Raw genomic sequence first — 17,509 nt, 5'->3', positions numbered from 1 at the left:
GATGATTCATTCCGAGGCCCCCTTGCGGCGATGGCGCCGGCCCTCTTCGGGAACCACCGCCATGTCCGCGTCCCGGACCAGCCTGCTTTCGCCCGCGAGGCAGGTGAACCGCTTGCCCTTGAGCCGGCCGATCAGGGTAAGACCGACCTGGTTCGCGATCTCCACGCCCCAGGCCGTGAAGCCGGACCGCGAGGCGAGCACGGGGATGCCCATCAGCGCGGTCTTGATCACCATTTCCGAGGTCAGGCGCCCGGTCGTGTAAAGGATCTTGTCCTCAGGGCCGACACCCTCGGCCCGCATCCAGCCGGCGATCTTGTCGACGGCGTTGTGGCGGCCCACATCCTCCATATAGACCAGCGGGCGATCCTGCCGGCAGAGGACCGTGCCATGGATCGCCCCGGCCTCCAGATACAGGCTGGGGGTCCGGTTGATCCTGTGGCTGAGCGCGTAAAGCCAGCTTGTGCGCAACTCGGCCGCCGGGAGTTGCCGCCCCTCCAGCCCGGCCATCATGTCGCCGAACACCGTGCCGACGGCGCAGCCGCTGGTCCGCGTTTTCTTCTGCAGCTTGGCCTCGTGGTCTGTCTCGACGGCGGTTCTCACCACGACCACTTCCAGCTCAGCATCATACTCGACGCCGGTCACCTCCTCCGCGGCGGCGAGCATGCCCTGATTGGCCAGAAAGCCGAGCGCCAGATACTCCGGATAATCGCCGATGGTCATCGCCGTGACGATCTCGCGGGCGTTCAGATAGATGGTGAGCGGACGCTCCTCCACCACGCGGGTTTCGACCGGCCGGCCCGCCTCGTCATGGCCCGCGACGCAGCGCGACAGACCCGCGCGGGCGGGATCGGGGGCGATCAAATAGCCGTGATCAGGCTCATCAAGAACACTCAATTGCATCTCCGGTGTGCGGACGTTATGGCGGTTGGTGACCCACACTCTAGAGGCCCCCCATGCCCGCTGCCAGCACCAAAAGCGCCTATTGGCAAGGCCTTCGCGCCGGGCTCCCGTTTTTGCTCGTGGTGATGCCCTTCGGAATGGTTTTCGGCGTGGCCGCGACCGAGGCGGGCCTGAACCTTGCGGAGGTGATGGGCTTTTCGGTGCTGGTGATCGCAGGTGCGGCACAGTTCACCGCGCTTCAGCTGATGACGGAGAACGCGCCCACGCTGGTGGTGCTGATCTCCGCGCTGGCGGTCAACCTGCGGATGGTGATGTATTCCGCCGCGCTCACCCCCTATCTGGGCGACGCGCCGATCTGGCAGCGCGCGCTGGTCGCCTATGTGAATTTCGATCAGAACTACGCCCTGTCGGTTCAGGAATACGAGGCGCGGCCCGAACGCCCCATGCCAGAGAAAATCGCGTTTTATTTCGGGGTGACCACCCCGCTGGCGCCGGTCTGGGTTCTGGCGACATGGCTGGGGGCGGTTCTGGGCATGCTGATCCCCGCCGAATACGCGCTGGACTTCGCCGTGCCGATTGCGTTTCTGGCCCTGGTGGGCCCTGCGCTGCGCACCCTTGCCCATATGGCTGCTGCACTGACATCGGTGATCATGGCGCTGGCCTTTGTCGCGGTGCCCTATAATCTTGGCGTGCTTCTGGCCGCCGCACTCGCGATGATGGTGGGCGCGGAGATCGAGCGGCGGATGGAGCGCCGCGGATGACCTATACCGATATCGAGATCTGGCTGATCATCGTCGTTCTGGCCATCGGCACATTCCTGATCCGGTTTTCCTTTCTGGGCCTGATCGGCAATCGCAAGGGCCCGCCATGGGTTCTGAGGCATCTGCGCTACACCACCGTGTCCGTGCTGCCGGCGCTGATCATGCCTCTGGTACTATGGCCCAGTGCCACAGGTGGCGAGCCCGACCCCGCGCGGCTGGCGGCCGCGGCCATGGCGCTGGCCGTGGGATACCTGATGAAAAGCGCCATCGGCGCAATCGTCGCGGGGATGGGAACGCTCTATCTGATGCTATACGTGACCGGCTAGATTGGCAGGGCCGTGGTCTGAACCACGGTTTTCAGCCCGAAACTCGACTGCATCCGCGCGACGCCCGGCAGGCTGGCCAGACGCTGCCGGTGGATCCGCGCGAAATCCTCGCTGTCGCGGGCCACGACCTTCAGCAGGTAATCGGCGCTTCCGGCCATGAGATGACATTCCAGCACGTCGGGCACCTGTGCCACCGCCCGTTCGAACGCGCCGAGCAGTTCATTGGCCTGCCCGCTCAACCCGATCTCGACGAAAACGGTCGTGACGCGACCCACCGCCCGCGCGTCGACCAACGCCACGTAATCGCGGATCACGCCGGCCTGTTCCAGCCGCTGCACCCGCCTGTGGCAGGCCGAGGGCGACAGGTGAACCTGCTCCGAAAGCTCGGCATTGGTCATCCGCCCGTCGCGCTGCAACAGGCGCAGGATGCGCTGGTCCATTTCGTCGATTTCGATCATCACGCATCCGTTTCCCGAAAATTACCATTAATGTCGGAAATTCTTGCGGCAAGCCCGTGAAAACGCAACCAGATTTCAAAGCCTTTCCGAAGAAAACATGCGACATCTGTGCCAGGATTGGGAGGAGACACCACATGATTATCGGCTGCCCGAAAGAGATCAAACCGCAGGAGTTCCGCGTGGGCGTGACGCCCGTGGCCGCGCGCGAGGCCGTCACCCATGGCCACAAGGTGCTGATCGAGGCCGGGGCGGGCATCGGCGCCGGATTTTCCGACGCGGATTACATCGAGGCCGGGGCGGAGATTGCCGACGGCGCGGCGGATGTCTTTGCGCGCTCCGATATGATCGTCAAGGTCAAGGAGCCGCAAGCGGGGGAGCGCAAGATGCTGCGCGAGGGGCAGGTGCTGTTCACCTACCTGCATCTTGCACCGGACCCGGATCAGACCAGGGATCTTCTGGCCTCGGGCTGCACCGCCATTGCCTATGAGACGGTGACCGACCGAAGCGGCGGCCTGCCGCTTCTGGCGCCGATGTCGGAGGTTGCGGGGAAACTGGCACCACAGATGGGCGCATGGACCCTGCAGAAGGCCAATGGCGGGCGCGGCGTGCTGATGGGCGGCGTGCCCGGTGTCGGACCCGCCGAGGTGGTGGTGATCGGTGGCGGTGTCGTGGGCACCCATGCGGCCCGCGTGGCCGCGGGCATGGGCGCGAAGGTGACGGTGCTGGACCGGTCGCTGCCGCGGATGCGTTATCTGGATGATGTCTTCGGCGGGCAGTTCGGCACGCGCTATGCAAGCGCCGGCAACACCGCCGAACTGGTCGCGCAGGCCGATATGGTGATCGGCGCGGTTCTGGTGCCCGGCGCGGCGGCGCCCAAACTGGTCAGCCGGGCGCAGCTGTCCGACATGAAACCGGGCGCGGCGATTGTGGATGTGGCGATCGACCAGGGCGGTTGCTTCGAAACCTCGAAGGCCACCACTCACCAGGATCCGATCTACGAGGTCGACGGTATCATGCATTACTGCGTTGCAAACATGCCGGGGGCGGTTGCGCGCACCTCGACCCTGGCGCTTGGCAACGCGACGATGCCGTTCCTGATCGCCCTGGCCGACAAGGGCTGGAAGCAGGCCTGCACCGACGATCCGCATCTGCTGGACGGGCTGAACGTGCATGCCGGCAAGCTGACGAATTATGCCGTGGGCAAGGCGCTCGGCATCGACGTTCTGTCGCCCAATCTGGCGCTGAAAGCCTGAGCCGTCAGGTCAGGCGGCGGCCCATTTGATCGAGCATCCCATCGACGGGATCTGATCTTCCGGGCCGCGGCCGGTTTCCGCGACCTGCCGCATCGCCTCGAACAGGTCGCGGCGCAGATCTGGGGGGCCGGCTTTTGCCCGCGAGGCATCGAGCCTGCCCCGGTATTGCAGCGCGCCGTCGGCATTCAGGCCGAAGAAATCGGGCGTGCAGGCGGCCCCGTAGGCGCGGGCGACGGATTGATCCGCATCATGGAGATAGGGGAAGGAAAACGCCCGCTCCCTGGCCATTGCGACCATGCCGTCGAACCCGTCCACCGGGTACTGGACCGGATCGTTGGAACAGATTGCAGCAAAACCCACGCCATGCGGGGCCAGATCGTGCGCATCCCGCACAAGACGGTCGATGACGGCCAGCACATAGGGGCAATGGTTGCAGATAAAGGCGATGACGGTGCCATTTGGCCCCATCACATCGCGCAATCCATAGCGCCGCCCATCGGTTGCGGGCAGATCGAAATCGGGCGCGGCCCAGCCGAAATCGCAGACGGGAGCGGTGGCGGCCATGATCTGTCTCCTTGCATCGTTTGGACCGGCTTCAAATGTACCGGCCCGGCGCGGGACATGCAAAGGCCCGCCGTAACCGGCAGGCCTTTACCCGTCGAAACCGGTTCAGGCGCGTTTCAGCGAATCCCGGATCTCGATCAGGATATCCAGTTCGGAGGGGCCGGTTTCCACTTCGGGCGCCACCTCGTCGGGTTTTTCGGCGGCGGCTTTCACCTTGTTCACGAAGCGCACCAGCATGAAAACCACGACGGCGATAATCAGGAAATTGATCACCGCCATCGCGAAGGCACCCCATGCGAAGATTGAAGCGCCCGCTTCTCTTGCGGCCTCCAGAGATGCACCCGCCGGCACCTCGCCGGCCAGCACGAGGTAGTTGTTGGTAAAGTCCAGACCACCAGTGAAAAGCCCGATGAACGGGTTGATGAGATCGGCCACCATCGACGACACGATCGCCGTGAACGCCGCGCCGATGATGATGCCGACGGCCATATCCATGACATTGCCCTTGGCGATGAAATCCTTGAATTCGTTAAGCATTGGTCGATCCTGTTTTGTCCTGTTATCCCTCTGTGCGGGCGCCGGGCGCACGCCTCTACGGTGCCTCCGCGCACAGTCGCATGCGCATAGTGATACATTTTCGGCTCTGGCCCAATGGGAAAGGGTGGCTATGTGTCACCCCTGACCCTAAACCGAAGGTGCATTCATGGCCGATCTTTCCGCATTTCCCATCACCGCCCGCTGGCCCGCGTCCGACCCGGACGTGATCCAGCTTTATTCCTTTCCCACGCCGAACGGCGTGAAGGCCTCCATCGCGCTGGAAGAAACTGGTCTGGCCTATGAGGCGCATCGGGTCACGCTGGCCGATGCGGATGTGAAAAGCGACGCGTTCTTGTCGCTGAACCCGAACAACAAGATCCCGGCCCTCATCGACCCGAACGGACCCGGGGGCGCACCCATCGGGCTGTTCGAATCCGGCGCGATCCTGATCTATCTGGCCGAGAAGACGGGCCAGTTGATCGGCGACGGCCCGGCGGAGAAATACAAGGCCATCCAATGGGTCATGTTCCAGATGGGCGGGATCGGCCCGATGTTCGGGCAGCTTGGCTACTTCGCGAAGTTCGCCGGTGCCGAGATCGAAGATCCGCGGCCCCGGGAACGCTATCTGAACGAGGCCAAGCGCCTTCTGGCAGTGCTTGACCGCGAACTGGAGGGCAAGAGCTGGATCACCGGCAGCTATTCCATCGCCGACATCGCCATCGCGCCATGGCTGCGCGGCCTTGATTTCTATGGCGTGAAAGAGGCCGTGGGCTGGGACGGCTACGGCAATGTGGTGGCCTATCTCGACCGGTTCCTGGCGCGCCCGGCCGTGCAGAAGGGCCTTGTGACCCCGCCGCGCGACTAGCACCGGACCGACGCGTTTCCGCAAGATCGGCCTCCCCCGGGGGCCGGCCTTGCAGTTGCAAGTCCCGCCAGTTGCCTGCGTGCCCCTTCATGTCCGCGGTTTAACCTGAGGCATAGCGGGGCGGCTTCGCCCATGTGTTGATACCGCCCGAAGCTCCCGCCGTCCTGCGGCGGGGGCCTCTGAGCAATGACGCCATCATGCAGGGATCGGAGGTACCACATGACAGAACTGACCGGGAAAACAGCAATCATCACCGGCGGCGCGGCGGGCATCGGCCTGGAAACCGCCCGCCTGTTTCTGGACAGGGGTGCGAAGGTCGCCATTGTCGATCTGGAACAGGGCAGACTGGATGAAGCCGCCCGCGATCTGGACGCGGGCGACGCGCTTCTGACCATTGCCGCCGATGTCTCCTCTGCCGAAGACACGCGGCGCTATGTGGACCGGACCGTCGCGGAATTCGGCGGAATAGATATCTTCTTCAACAACGCCGGCATCGAGGGCAAGGTCGCGCCTCTGATCGAACAGGATATCGCGGATTTCGACAAGGTCATGGCGGTGAATGTGCGGGGCGTGTTTCTGGGCCTGCAACATGTGCTGCCGGTGATGATGAAACAGGGCCACGGCAGCATCATCAACATGTCGTCGGTCGCAGGCCTGAAAGGCAGCCCGAATGTCGCGCCCTACATCACCTCGAAACATGCGGTCGTGGGCCTGACGCGCGCCGCTGCGATCGAAGCGGCAGCCGTCAATGTCCGCGTCAACTCCGTCCATCCCTCGCCGATCAATACACGTATGATGCGCGCGCTCGAGGAAGGGTTCAATCCCGGTCACGGCGCCGAGGTGAAGGAGCAACTGGAACACAGCATTCCGCTGGCCCGCTACGGCGAGGCGGGCGATGTGGCCAATCTGGTGCTGTTTCTGGCCTCCGACGCATCGGCCTTCATCACCGGCGCGCAGTATCCGGTGGATGGCGGCATGGCGGCGGGGTGACGCCCCTCTGCTAGACCGGCGCGGGCCGCTGAACGGGCTGGATCAGGTCGGCGGCCTTCTCGGCGATCATCATGGTGGGCGCGTTCGTGTTGCCGCCGATCAGCTTCGGCATGATCGAGGCATCGACGACGCGCAAGCCCGCCACGCCGATCACCCGCAGGGCGGTGTCGACCACCGCATCGGCGTCGGAGCCCATCCTGCAGGTGCCGACGGGGTGATAGATCGTGTCGGCCCGGCTGCGGATATCCTCCTCAAGGGCGCGGTCGCTGCCATCATGGGGGTAGAGACGTTCGCCGCGCCATGGCGTCAGCGCATCGGCCTGCATGATCCGCTCCATGACCCGCGCCCCCTGTTTCAGTGTCTCCAGATCCCGCGGGTCGCTCAGATAGGCGGGGTCGATCCGCGGCGCGGCGGACGGGTTCGTGCCGTGTAGCCCCACACGACCGGCGGAATGCGGGCGCAGGACGCAGATATGGCAGGAATAACCATCACCGAAATGCAGCTTGCGCATGTGATCGTCGACGATACCGATCACGAAGTGGATCTGCAGATCCGGCCGGTCGAGACCGGGGGCGCTGCGCAGAAAGGCGCCGCCTTCGGCCATGGGCGAGGCGAAAAGCCCCTGCCCGGTCTTGCGCCAGCGCAGCCCGGCGCGGCCCAGCCGGCCCAACCCGCGCGGGTTCAGCCCGACCACGTCCCTCCGGCGGGATTTGTAGGACAGCACATAGTCCAGATGATCCTGCAGGTTCCGCCCCACCTGCGGCAGATCGCGGATCACCGGGATGCCATGTGCGCCAAGCTCCTCCGCGGGGCCGATCCCCGAAAGCATCAGCAATTGCGGCGAACCGAAAGCGCCCGCGCTGAGGATCACCTCCCGCCGGGCGCGCAGCACCCGGGCGCGCCCGTGATGGCGTATGCGCACGGCTGTCGCGCGGCCTTCTTCTACAACAACCTTCTCGCTCAGCGCGCGGGTCAGCACCGTCAGATTGCCGCGCCCCATGGCAGGAAATAGGTAGGCCGCCGCGGCGGAACACCGCTCCCCCCGCTGCGGACCGTCCTGAAACTGGGTGACGTGATAAAGGCCCGCACCCTCCTGAGCCGGGCCGTTGAAATCCGCCGTCCGGCGGATTTGCATGCTTTCGCAGGCCTCGATAAACGCGCGCGTGATCTTTCGGGGTGCGCTTTGCGGCCCCACCTGCAAGGGCCCGTCACCGCCGTGGAAGGCATCGCCGCCCCCCGCGAACCGCTCGGACCGGCGGAAATAGGGCAGAACGCCGGACCAGTCCCAGCCCTCACACCCCATATCGGCCCAGTCGTCGTAATCGCCGCTGTGGCCCCGCACATAAAGCATCGCATTGATCGCCGAAGACCCGCCGAGCGCCTTGCCGCGCGGCTGGAACCCGCGGCGCCCGTTGAGCCCGGGCTGCGGCTCCGTATGGAAGGCCCAGTTGTTGATTTTCGGGCGGCCCGAAACCATCGCGGCCACCAGAGCGGGCGCGCGGATAAAGATATCCCGTCCGCCGCCACCTGCTTCGATCAGGCACACGGTCGCGTTCGGATCTTCCGAAAGCCGCGCGGCAAGCACGCATCCGGCAGACCCGCCGCCGACGATGACGTAATCGAACTCCATGACCGTCATGCTACGCCAGCGCGAACGCAGGCAAAGCAAAACCCCACGTCAGGACGGCAGCGCACCGGTCAGAACATAGCGCAGGATCTCGACCACCTGGCGGGGCTCCTCGGCCACGGCCAGCGCGGCGGCATGCACTTCCTTCAGCGGATGCTGGTGTTCGGGACGGCTGAGCACGATCAGGGATTTGCCAAGCGCCGCCGCCATGCCCGCGTCGAAGGCCGCGTTCCATTGCTTGTACTGCTCGCCGAAACGCACAACGACCACATCGGCCTGCTCGATCCCCATGCGGGTGCGGATGGCGTTGACCTTGGCCCCCTTGTGATCATGCCAGAATTTGTCGGGCTCGGCGCCAAGAATGGCGACACCGCAATCATCGCTGGCCGCGTGATCGGTGACAGGCCCGCCGAACGTCACGTCCAGATCCTTGGCGCCTTCGACGATCTGTTCGCGCCAGTCGGTGTGAATCTCGCCCGACAAATAGACTTTCAACGACATGTGTCCGCCTTTCCTTGCTTCCATGATGGTGCGGGGCCCCTCCCTCAGGCGCGCGGGCGCGCGGTTTCAGCCCCGCAGAACGCCGCCCGTGGCCTTGCCGACCTTCTCCACGATTTTGGCCGCCACGGCCTCGATCTCCTCCTCGGTCAGCGTCTTGTCCCGGGGTTGGAGACGCACGCTCACCGCGATGGATTTCCGGCCCTCGCCAAGCGCGCCGCCGATGAACTCGTCGAAGACGCGGACATCCTCTATCAGCGCCTTGTCCGCACCGGCGGCGGCGTTGACCAGGCTGAGCGCCTCCACCTCGGCATCGACCACGAAGGCGAAATCACGTTCGACCGCCTGCAGATCGCTGATCTGCAAGGCCCCCCGGCTGGCCCCGGCGGACCGCGCCACAGGCACTTCCGCGGGCCAGATCGTGAAGGCCATGGCCGGGCCCCTGACATCCATCGCGGCCAGAACCCGGGGATGAAGCTCCCCGAAGACGCCCAGCACCTTTTTGGGGCCAAGGCAGATCATCCCGTGGCGGCCCGGATGCCACCAGTCCGGCGCGCCACGCAGGATCTGCACCTTGGCGGGCGCGCCGATGGCCGACAGGACGGCCTCCGCATCCGCTTTCACGTCGAACACATCGACCGCGCGGCGCGCGCCATGGGGGTCGCGCGGCCCGGTCTGACCGATCAGGAGCCCCGTCGCCAGCAGATGCTGCTCGCCCGGCTCGCCGCCGTGGAAAACCGCCCCAAGCTCGAACAGGGCCAGATCCATCATGCCGCGCGCCTGATTACGGGCGGCGGCCTGCAGCAGGCCCGGCAGCAGGGCGGGGCGCATATGGCTCATCTCGCTGGAGATCGGGTTGTCCAGCATCGTCGCATCGTCCCCGCCGCCGAACAGGTCCGCGCTGGCCCGGTCGATGAAGCTGTAGGTGACGCATTCATTGTAGCCGAGCGCGGCCATGGTCCGCCGGGCGGTGCGCTCGCGGCGCTGGAGGGGCGTGAGCACCGGTGCCGGGACGCCCGGTTTCGGGCGGCGCAGGGGCTTCGGCTCCAGCCGCGTCAGCGACGCCATGCGCGCCACCTCTTCCACCAGATCGGCCTCGCCCTGAATATCGCGCCGCCAGCTTGGCACCCAGACCTCCAGCACGTCGCCCGCCCCGGTTGCAGAGAAGCCGAGCGCCGTCAGATACCGGATCTGATCGTCCTTCGGGATCTCCATGCCCACAAGGCTGACCACCCGCGCGGTATCCAGCGTGTAGCTTCGGGCCGTCTGCAGCGGCGCGCCCGCCTCGACCACATGGGACGGCGTGCCCCCACAGAGATCGAGCACCATGCGCGTTGCCGCCTCCAGCCCGGGCAGGGTGAATTCCGGGTCCACGCCGCGTTCGAACCGGTAGCGCGCGTCGGAGTTGATCTTGAGCGCCCGGCCCGTTTCGGCAATTTCGATCACGTCCCAATAGGCGCTTTCGATGAACACATTGACCGTCGCCTCGGTGCAGCCGGTCGCGGCCCCGCCCATCACGCCCGCGATGCTTTCGGGGCCGGTGTCGTCGGCGATGACCATCTGGCCGGTCTGGAACGTGTAATTCTTGTCGTCGAGCGCCATGATCGTCTCGCCACCCCGGGCGCGATGCACCCGCAGGTCCCCCGCGACCTTGTCCGCGTCAAACACATGGAGCGGGCGGTTCTGGTCGTAGGTGAAGAAGTTGGTGATATCGACCAGCGCCGAGATCGGCCGGAGCCCGATCGCGCGCAGCCGGTCCTGCAGCCATTGCGGCGACAGGCCGTTGGTGACACCCCGGATCACGCGGCCCGCGAAATGCGGGCAGCCGGTGCGCGTGTCATCGTCGATGGCGACCTTGACCGGGCTGTCGAAGGCGCCCGGAACCGGCGCGATCTCCTGCGGCTTCAGGGTGCCCAGACCCCGCGCCGCCAGATCGCGGGCGATACCGCGCACGCCCAGCGCATCCTGCCGGTTGGGCGTGATCGCGATTTGGATCACCGGGTCGACCTTGGCCGGATCGTGCACCGCCAGCCAGTCGACGAAGCGCTGCCCCACGTCGCCCGAGGGCAGTTCGATAATGCCGTCATGCTCCTCGGACAGCTCCATCTCGCGTTCCGAGGCCATCATGCCGTGGCTTTCGATCCCGCGGATCTTGCCGATGCCGATCGTGGTGTCGATGCCCGGCACATAGACGCCCGGCTTGGCCACGACCACGGTGATCCCCTCGCGCGCATTGGGCGCGCCGCAGATGATCTGTTTCACGCCCTCGTCCGTCTCCACCTGACACACGCGCAGCCGGTCGGCATCGGGATGCTGCTCGGCCCTGATGACCTTGCCGATGGTGAAATCCCCGAGCCGGCCGGCGCGGTCTTCCACGCCTTCCACTTCAAGGCCCAGATCGGTCAGGGTCTCGGTGATCTCGTCCAGATCCGCCTCGGTTTCGAGGTGATCCTTCAGCCAGGACAGGGTGAATTTCATCGGTCCGCTCTCATGTCAAAACTCGGGCCGAGCGATAACGCATGCGCGACGGGATGAAAACCCGGCGCGCGCGCCCGTCTGCCCCGGCCCGCGACGTCCGGCCAGCCCGCGACGCGCCGCGTTACCGATCCTCGCCGCGCTCACGCTCCGCATTGCGCCTTTCGACCGCGTTCAGCCAGCGCGCGACAAGGAAAACCGGGCCCAGAACCACCGCCCAGGCAATGGCATTGATCACCGTGAACCGAAACGCCACGTCGCGCGGCATGTCCGAGCGCCACATGGCCACATGCGCGCCGATCACGAGAACGGCGATGACGAGCAGGGCGACGCGGGCATGGGTGGACATGGGTGGCGGCCTCCGAAATGGCGGCGCGCCCTACATCATGGCGTCGATACCCACGATCATCGACATGGCGAAGAACAACACACATGTCACGACCGTGAGCACGATCACCCGATTGAAATAGCGCACCTGTTTGATCGCTTCGATCTGGAGGTAGAACGCATCGGCCACCCGGTCCAGTTCGAACACATGACGAAGCCTGGGCGAGGGCTCGTAGATCAGACACCGCAGCAGGAACAGGATGGAAACCGAAATGCTGACGATCTGCGCGAACATCAGAAGCAGCGTCAGCCAGGTCTGATCGAGCGAGAAGATGAAGGCCGATGTTGCGAGGATAATCGCAAGCACGGCCAGCAGCGCGGAGGATTTCGCGTCGATCTCCGCCATGATCTGACGGGCTTCGTCCTGATCCATGTCGGCAGTGCCCACATCGGCCTCGATCTCCAGGCAGACCGGCTGCAACACCAGATGGGCGGCGTCTGGCATCAGGGCCCGGTCCATGATCCGGACCATATTCTGGAGCGAGAGGGCGGATTTCATGCGCGGCGATCCTTTGGGCGGGCGTGGACCGATAAGTGTGTGTGGGAGCGGCAAGGTCAAGATGCGGGGGGGGGCGGAGCCAATCTACGGAACCTTCGCCCGACCCGCCGAAAGCACACCGCAAGCCGGGCGCGCGCCTGCCAGTGGGATGGCGCTGCAACGGGTGGTCAAAAGCACTTTATGGTGGCCCAGTCAGGGCACAGAACGGGCGCGGCGCGAGAGGGGCCAAAGCGCCAGCCCGCCGGGACGGGCAGGCACTCGCCCGGCGCTTTCAGCGCTATTCGGGCGGTAGCGCTAAGAAATTATGTCGAACATAATTTGAATAACCATGGCAATTCCAAATAATGCCAAAAGAGAAAAGGTGATATTCAACCAATTGGAGAATCGCCGAATTGTCCAAAATTCTACTTCTCGACCCAATGCCTCAGCGCATTTTACTGAAGAAATCCATGCTGCTCGCTGATTAATGTAGGCGCAGTCAATTATGACCAACTCCCAAGGTGCTATCTGCGGAATCTGAACCAAACAGCATCCTTTTTCGATGGACTTATATTGGACATCCCGAGGTTCGAAGACTGATATATCTGCCGGAAAAGAACTTAGAACAAACTCCACATTGGTTGCAGCCTTGCGACCAGTGTTCTGCAAAAAGAACTTTTCAACATAAATCTCTGTCGCTTGGCTGACGTTCTGTTGCTCTGGTGCCGGAACGGATATCACATTTCGAGAGTTATTTGCTTTTCCAAATATTAGTTTAACCCTAGGCCTTAGTAGGAATAGAATTAGTGAGCTGCCATGGTAACGGCTAGGCTGGCTAATTCACCCTTTGCCGGCTCTAAAGCTGACCAGATGCTGGCAGCAAACTCCATACTAAACCCCCGAATGAACCGCAGGCACCTCCAGCGCTGCAAACCCATAGTGCCGTAACCACCGCAGATCGCTATCGAAAAACGCCCGCAGATCGGGAATGCCGTATTTCAGCATCGCGATCCGGTCGATACCCATGCCGAAGGCGAAGCCCTGCCACTCGTCCGGGTCCACGCCCGCCGAGCGGAGCACATGCGGGTGCACCATGCCGGAGCCCAGCACTTCCAGCCAGTCATCGCCTTCGCCCACCTTCACGGTGCCACCTTCCCATGAACACTGGATATCCACCTCCGCCGAGGGTTCGGTGAAGGGGAAATGCGACGCGCGGAAGCGGGTTTTGACGGATGTGCCGAAATAGGCGGTGAAGAACTCCTCCAGCACCCATTTCAGGTTCGCCATGGAGATATCGCGGTCGATCGCCAGCCCCTCGACCTGATGGAACATCGGCGTGTGGGTCTGGTCGTAATCGGCACGGTAGACGCGGCCGGGGGCGATCACGCGGACGGGGGCGCCATGGGCCTCCATATGGCGGATCTGCACCGGGCTGGTATGGGTGCGCAGCACATGCGGCGGGCGGTTATCGCCGGGCGCGCGGTGGGTGTAGAACGTGTCCATCTCGGCGCGCGCGGGGTGGTGGCCGGGGATGTTCAGCGCGTCGAAATTGTACCAGTCGGTCTCGATCTGCGGGCCTTCGGCCACGGCGAAACCCATATCGGCGAAGATCGCGGTGACCTCTTCCATCACCTGGCTGACCGGGTGGATCGTGCCGACGCGCCGGTGCCGGCCCGGCAGGGTCACATCCAGCCATTCGCCGCGCAGCCGCGCCTCCAGCGCCGCGTCGCCAAGGGCTGCCTTCTTGGCGGCCAATGCGGAGTTCACCTCGTCCTTCAGGGCGTTCAGTGCCGGGCCCGCGACCTGACGCTCTTCCGGTGTCATGCGGCCCAGTTCGCGCATCTTCAGGCTGATCTCGCCCTTCTTGCCAAGAGCGGCCACCCGAAGTTCTTCCAGCGCGGCCTCGTCGGCGGCCTCGGCGATGCGCTCCAGCCAGCCGCCGCGCAGATCGTTCAACCCGTCCATCTCAGGTCTCCATCTCAAGTCGGGTGTCAGCTATCACAGCACCCTCCGATTGCAAGCCGGGCCGGCGCCCGGAACCAAAAAGGCCCCGCAGCCGGATACCGGCGGCGGGGCCCAAAGCTCTGTCAAGGCGGGCGCGGGTTAAAGCGCGGCCTTGGCCTGGGCCACGATGGCCCCGAAAGCCTCTGGCTCATGCACGGCCAGATCGGCCAGAACCTTGCGGTCCACCTCGATACCGGCGAGCGACAAGCCGTTGATGAAACGCGAATAGGTCAGCGCCTCGTCATGGGAGCGGACAGCCGCGTTGATCCGCTGGATCCACAGGGCACGGAACTGGCGCTTGCGGTTCTTGCGGTCGCGGGTTGCGTATTGGTTGGCCTTGTCGACGGCCTGGGTCGCGGTCTTGAAGTTCGTGGAGCGGCGGCCGTAATAGCCTTTCGCCTGGTCGACGATCTTCTTGTGACGGCGATGGGTGACGGTTCCACCTTTGGTGCGGGACATATCTCAGGCCTCCTTAGCGCGCGTAGGGCATGTAGGATTTGACGATCTTCTCGTCGGGCTTCGACAGCGTCGTCGTCCCCCGCGCTTCGCGGATGAACTTCGTCGACCGCTTGATCATCCCGTGCCGTTTGCCGGCCTGGCCAGCCTTGACGCGGCCCGAGGCCGTCACCTTGAAGCGCTTCTTGGCGCTCGATTTCGTCTTCATCTTGGGCATTTCCGTCTCCTAACTCTGGGTCGGTTCAGGCGCGACTCGGCATGCCACTTGGGCCGGCCGCACCGATAGGAAAGCGCGATGTAGCGCCGATTGGCGTGTCACGCAAGGGGGGTCAGTTCAGGATCCGCGCCGCCAATGCGATGAAGGCGTCGGGAATGTTCCGCCAGACGAGGCCGGTCTCGTGCGTGACATGCACAAACGCGAAAAGACCGAGGCCGATCAGCAGGCTGATCAGGGCCGGCACCGACAGCACCCGATCCGCCCAGGACGACACCAACGAGGCGAGGGCGAGGCCCGTCACCAACGTGGCGATGACCAGAAGGATGTCGGCCAGGATGGTCATGGGGGGCAGATCAATCCGGATCGGTGGAGAAAATCAAGCGTTCCGCGCAAGGGGCGACACGCAGGATATTCGTGGTGCCCTGCACGTTGAAGGGGACGCCCGCAGTCACCACGATCAGGTCATCCTCGCTGGCGAACCCGCCTTCGCGGGCGGCGCGGGCGGCGTTCACGACCGCCAGCTTGAAGCGGCTCACCTCCCCCTCGGTCACGAAGCAGTTGGTGCCCCAGGTGAGGCAGAGCCGCCGGGCCACATGGCGCAGCGGCGTCAGCGCGAGGATCGGGACCGCCGGGCGTTCGCGGGCAACCAGACTGGCGGTGGTGCCCGATTGGGTGAAGCAGCAGATCGCCTTGATATCCGTCGTTTCGGCAATCTCGCGGGCCGAAGCCACAATCCCGTCGGCCACGGAGGAGCGGTTCACATGCCGCGAGGCGCGCATGATCTCGTGATAGGTCGGGTCGCCCTCGACCTCGATCGCGACGTTGTTCATCGTGGTCACCGCCTCGACCGGATAGCCTCCGGCGGCGGATTCCGCGCTCAGCATGACCGCGTCGGCGCCTTCGTAGATCGCCGTGGCCACATCCGACACCTCCGCCCGGGTGGGCACCGGGCTTTCGATCATCGATTCGAGCATCTGCGTCGCCACGATCACCGGTTTCGCGGCGGAGCGGCATTTGCGCACCAGTCGTTTCTGGATCGGCGGCACATTCTGCACCGGCAGTTCGACGCCAAGATCGCCGCGGGCGACCATGATCCCGTCGGAGACGGCCAGGATCTCGTCGAAGGCCTTCTCTCCGGCCGGTTTCTCGATCTTCGAAAGGATCGCGGCACGATCCCGGGCCAGTTCGCGCGCTTCGGTCACATCCTCGGCGCGCTGCACGAAGGACAGGGCCAGCCAGTCCACACCCAGTTCGCAGACGAATTCCAGATCGCGGCGGTCCTTCTCGGACAGGGCCGCAAGCGGCAGCACCACATCGGGCACGTTCACGCCCTTGCGGTTGGAAATCGGGCCGCCCGCCACAACGACGCAATCGGCGAAATCCTCGCCGCAGGCCTCGACCTTCAGCTTGACCTTGCCGTCATTCACCAGGAGATGCGCGCCAACCTCCAGCGCCGCGAAGATCTCGGGATGGGGCAACTGCACACGGCTCTCGTCGCCGGGTGTTTCGTCCAGATCGAAGCGAAAGGGCGCCCCGTCCTCAAGATCGAACCCGCGATCGCCCGCGAACGCGCCGCAGCGCAGTTTCGGGCCCTGCAGATCGGCCAGAATGGCGATCGGGCTGTCCAGATCCTTTTCGATCTGCCGGATGATTCCGTGGCGCGCCCGGATCTCGGAATGATCGCCATGGCTCATGTTCAGGCGGAACACATCGGCGCCGGCCTCGAACAGGGCGCGGATCATGTCGTAATCATTGGAAGCGGGGCCAAGTGTGGCGACAATCTTCACATTGCGCAGGCGTCTCATAAACTGCGATGTCCCTTTTGGTCTTTTCTCATTGGTAGCGCTCACACCGGCGTTGGGCCAGCTATGGCGGAAAAGCGGCGCAAGGACAACTGGCACTCCGCCCGAAGCTGGCCTATGAGCAAGCCCTGACAGGCAAGAGTGACAGCCAGATGACCGCGCCGTTTCATATCGAGGGAGAAGGCCGCAAGGGCCGGTGGGTGCTGACATGCGACCACGCCTCGAACCGTGTCCCTCCGGAGGTGAATGGCGGCGATCTGGGCCTGTCGGGGGCGGACATGAACCGGCACATCGCCTACGACCCCGGCGCCCTTGGCGTGACACGGGCGCTGGCCCGCGCGCTGGACGCGCCGATGATCGCCTCGGATTTCTCGCGGCTGGTGATCGATCCGAACCGGGGCGAAGACGACCCGACCCTGTTGATGAAGCTCTATGACGGCACGATCATCCCGGCCAACCGCCATGCGGACGCGACCGAGGTGGAGCGCCGGCTGCGGCTTTATCACCGGCCCTATCATACGGCGCTTGCGGGCCTTCTGGCGGCGCGGCCCGACCCGGTGCTGGTGGCGATCCATTCCTTCACGAAACAGTTTAGGGGGCGCCCGCCCCGGCCATGGCATGTGGGCGTGCTTTATGCCGGCGACACGCGTCTGGCGCTTCCTCTGGTTGCCCGGCTGAACGCCGAACCCGATCTGTGCGTGGGCGATAACCAGCCCTATTCCGGCCATCTGCCCGGGGACAGCATGTATCGCCATGGGGTGGAGCCGCGGCGGCCCCATGTCCTGATCGAGCTGCGCAACGACCTGATCAGGACCGCGGCTCAGCAGGAGGCCTGGGGCCTGCGCCTGGCTCCGATGCTTGACGCGGCGCTGACCATTGCACAGGTATGACCGAGAGTTGCAGGGAGTAAC

The 17,509-nt window shown here is 64.7% G+C and carries 21 protein-coding genes; 6 read left to right on the top strand and 15 right to left on the bottom strand.

The features are described from left to right. Positions 1-6 precede the first annotated feature (6 nt). Complete coding sequence (locus D9R08_RS01230; RefSeq protein ID WP_121896784.1) at positions 7-900, bottom strand: formate dehydrogenase accessory sulfurtransferase FdhD; 894 nt, start codon at positions 898-900, stop codon at positions 7-9. A 53-nt stretch (positions 901-953) separates the two neighbouring features. Here D9R08_RS01230 and D9R08_RS01225 point away from each other — a divergent pair, with 53 nt between their 5' ends. Both D9R08_RS01225 and D9R08_RS01220 read left to right on the top strand, forming a co-directional pair. Further along, a complete protein-coding gene (locus tag D9R08_RS01225) occupies positions 954-1,661 on the top strand; it encodes an AzlC family ABC transporter permease (RefSeq protein WP_121896183.1) in 708 nt (235 codons plus the stop codon). Then, positions 1,658-1,987, top strand: coding sequence for an AzlD domain-containing protein (locus D9R08_RS01220; RefSeq protein ID WP_121896182.1), 330 nt, complete (start codon positions 1,658-1,660; stop codon positions 1,985-1,987). The genes D9R08_RS01225 and D9R08_RS01220 overlap by 4 nt, the downstream gene beginning before the upstream one ends. Here D9R08_RS01220 and D9R08_RS01215 read toward each other — a convergent pair. Next, complete coding sequence (locus D9R08_RS01215) at positions 1,984-2,445, bottom strand: Lrp/AsnC family transcriptional regulator (protein ID WP_121896181.1); 462 nt, start codon at positions 2,443-2,445, stop codon at positions 1,984-1,986. The genes D9R08_RS01220 and D9R08_RS01215 overlap by 4 nt on opposite strands. Positions 2,446-2,579: 134 nt before the next feature. On the opposite strand from D9R08_RS01215, the gene ald reads away from it, so the two are divergent. Beyond that, on the top strand, positions 2,580-3,698 hold the full coding sequence (ald, locus tag D9R08_RS01210) for an alanine dehydrogenase (RefSeq protein WP_121896180.1): 1,119 nt from the start codon (positions 2,580-2,582) through the stop codon (positions 3,696-3,698). Positions 3,699-3,707: 9 nt separating this feature from the next. On the opposite strand, the gene D9R08_RS01205 is transcribed toward ald, so the two are convergent. Together D9R08_RS01205 and mscL are read right to left on the bottom strand one after the other, a co-directional pair. After that, the gene (locus tag D9R08_RS01205; RefSeq protein ID WP_121896179.1) at positions 3,708-4,262 is read right to left on the bottom strand and encodes a thioredoxin family protein; all 555 of its coding nucleotides are present in this window, start codon (positions 4,260-4,262) and stop codon (positions 3,708-3,710) included. Positions 4,263-4,367: 105 nt separating this feature from the next. Next, the gene (gene mscL / locus D9R08_RS01200; RefSeq protein ID WP_121896178.1) at positions 4,368-4,799 is read right to left on the bottom strand and encodes a large conductance mechanosensitive channel protein MscL; all 432 of its coding nucleotides are present in this window, start codon (positions 4,797-4,799) and stop codon (positions 4,368-4,370) included. A 166-nt stretch (positions 4,800-4,965) separates the two neighbouring features. Here mscL and D9R08_RS01195 point away from each other — a divergent pair, with 166 nt between their 5' ends. Both D9R08_RS01195 and D9R08_RS01190 read left to right on the top strand, forming a co-directional pair. After that, on the top strand, positions 4,966-5,664 hold the full coding sequence (locus D9R08_RS01195) for a glutathione S-transferase family protein (protein WP_121896177.1): 699 nt from the start codon (positions 4,966-4,968) through the stop codon (positions 5,662-5,664). 219 nt (positions 5,665-5,883) lie between these two features. Continuing rightward, a complete protein-coding gene (locus D9R08_RS01190; RefSeq protein WP_121896176.1) occupies positions 5,884-6,654 on the top strand; it encodes an SDR family NAD(P)-dependent oxidoreductase in 771 nt (256 codons plus the stop codon). Between the two features lie 10 nt (positions 6,655-6,664). Here the strand turns inward: D9R08_RS01190 and D9R08_RS01185 are convergent, their stop codons facing one another. The 11 genes from D9R08_RS01185 to pyk all read right to left on the bottom strand — a co-directional run bounded on the left by D9R08_RS01185 (position 6,665) and on the right by pyk (position 16,601). Beyond that, positions 6,665-8,284: a GMC family oxidoreductase gene (locus tag D9R08_RS01185; RefSeq protein ID WP_121896783.1), complete on the bottom strand. Its 1,620-nt coding sequence runs from the start codon at positions 8,282-8,284 to the stop codon at positions 6,665-6,667. A gap of 48 nt (positions 8,285-8,332) precedes the next feature. After that, entirely contained in the window at positions 8,333-8,782 is a 450-nt protein-coding gene (locus D9R08_RS01180) for a YtoQ family protein (protein WP_121896175.1), read from the bottom strand. A 66-nt stretch (positions 8,783-8,848) separates the two neighbouring features. Continuing rightward, the gene (gene pheT, locus D9R08_RS01175; RefSeq protein ID WP_121896174.1) at positions 8,849-11,257 is read right to left on the bottom strand and encodes a phenylalanine--tRNA ligase subunit beta; all 2,409 of its coding nucleotides are present in this window, start codon (positions 11,255-11,257) and stop codon (positions 8,849-8,851) included. Between the two features lie 121 nt (positions 11,258-11,378). Further along, entirely contained in the window at positions 11,379-11,603 is a 225-nt protein-coding gene (locus tag D9R08_RS01170; RefSeq protein ID WP_121896173.1) for a phenylalanyl-tRNA synthetase subunit beta, read from the bottom strand. Positions 11,604-11,633: 30 nt separating this feature from the next. Beyond that, a complete protein-coding gene (locus D9R08_RS01165; RefSeq protein ID WP_121896172.1) occupies positions 11,634-12,140 on the bottom strand; it encodes a hypothetical protein in 507 nt (168 codons plus the stop codon). A 294-nt stretch (positions 12,141-12,434) separates the two neighbouring features. Continuing rightward, positions 12,435-12,860, bottom strand: a complete 426-nt coding sequence (locus D9R08_RS19025; RefSeq protein ID WP_158598906.1) for a hypothetical protein — start codon at positions 12,858-12,860, stop codon at positions 12,435-12,437. A 150-nt stretch (positions 12,861-13,010) separates the two neighbouring features. Further along, complete coding sequence (gene pheS / locus D9R08_RS01160) at positions 13,011-14,084, bottom strand: phenylalanine--tRNA ligase subunit alpha (RefSeq protein WP_407690583.1); 1,074 nt, start codon at positions 14,082-14,084, stop codon at positions 13,011-13,013. A 138-nt stretch (positions 14,085-14,222) separates the two neighbouring features. Then, complete coding sequence (rplT, locus tag D9R08_RS01155; RefSeq protein WP_121896171.1) at positions 14,223-14,582, bottom strand: 50S ribosomal protein L20; 360 nt, start codon at positions 14,580-14,582, stop codon at positions 14,223-14,225. A gap of 13 nt (positions 14,583-14,595) precedes the next feature. Continuing rightward, positions 14,596-14,796, bottom strand: a complete 201-nt coding sequence (rpmI, locus tag D9R08_RS01150; RefSeq protein WP_121896170.1) for a 50S ribosomal protein L35 — start codon at positions 14,794-14,796, stop codon at positions 14,596-14,598. Between the two features lie 112 nt (positions 14,797-14,908). After that, entirely contained in the window at positions 14,909-15,139 is a 231-nt protein-coding gene (locus D9R08_RS01145) for a hypothetical protein (RefSeq protein WP_121896169.1), read from the bottom strand. A gap of 10 nt (positions 15,140-15,149) precedes the next feature. Then, a complete protein-coding gene (gene pyk, locus D9R08_RS01140) occupies positions 15,150-16,601 on the bottom strand; it encodes a pyruvate kinase (RefSeq protein WP_121896168.1) in 1,452 nt (483 codons plus the stop codon). A gap of 149 nt (positions 16,602-16,750) precedes the next feature. Between pyk and D9R08_RS01135 the strand changes: the two genes are divergently transcribed. After that, positions 16,751-17,488 (top strand): N-formylglutamate amidohydrolase, encoded by a 738-nt coding sequence (locus D9R08_RS01135; protein ID WP_121896167.1) that lies wholly within the window; start codon positions 16,751-16,753, stop codon positions 17,486-17,488. The last annotated feature ends 21 nt before the right edge of the window (positions 17,489-17,509 follow it).

Source organism: Rhodophyticola porphyridii (genome assembly GCF_003688285.1).
Taxonomy (GTDB): Bacteria; Pseudomonadota; Alphaproteobacteria; order Rhodobacterales; family Rhodobacteraceae; genus Rhodophyticola; species Rhodophyticola porphyridii.
Note: the sequence above shows the minus strand (reverse complement) of the source record. Positions and strands in the feature narration are given on the sequence as shown.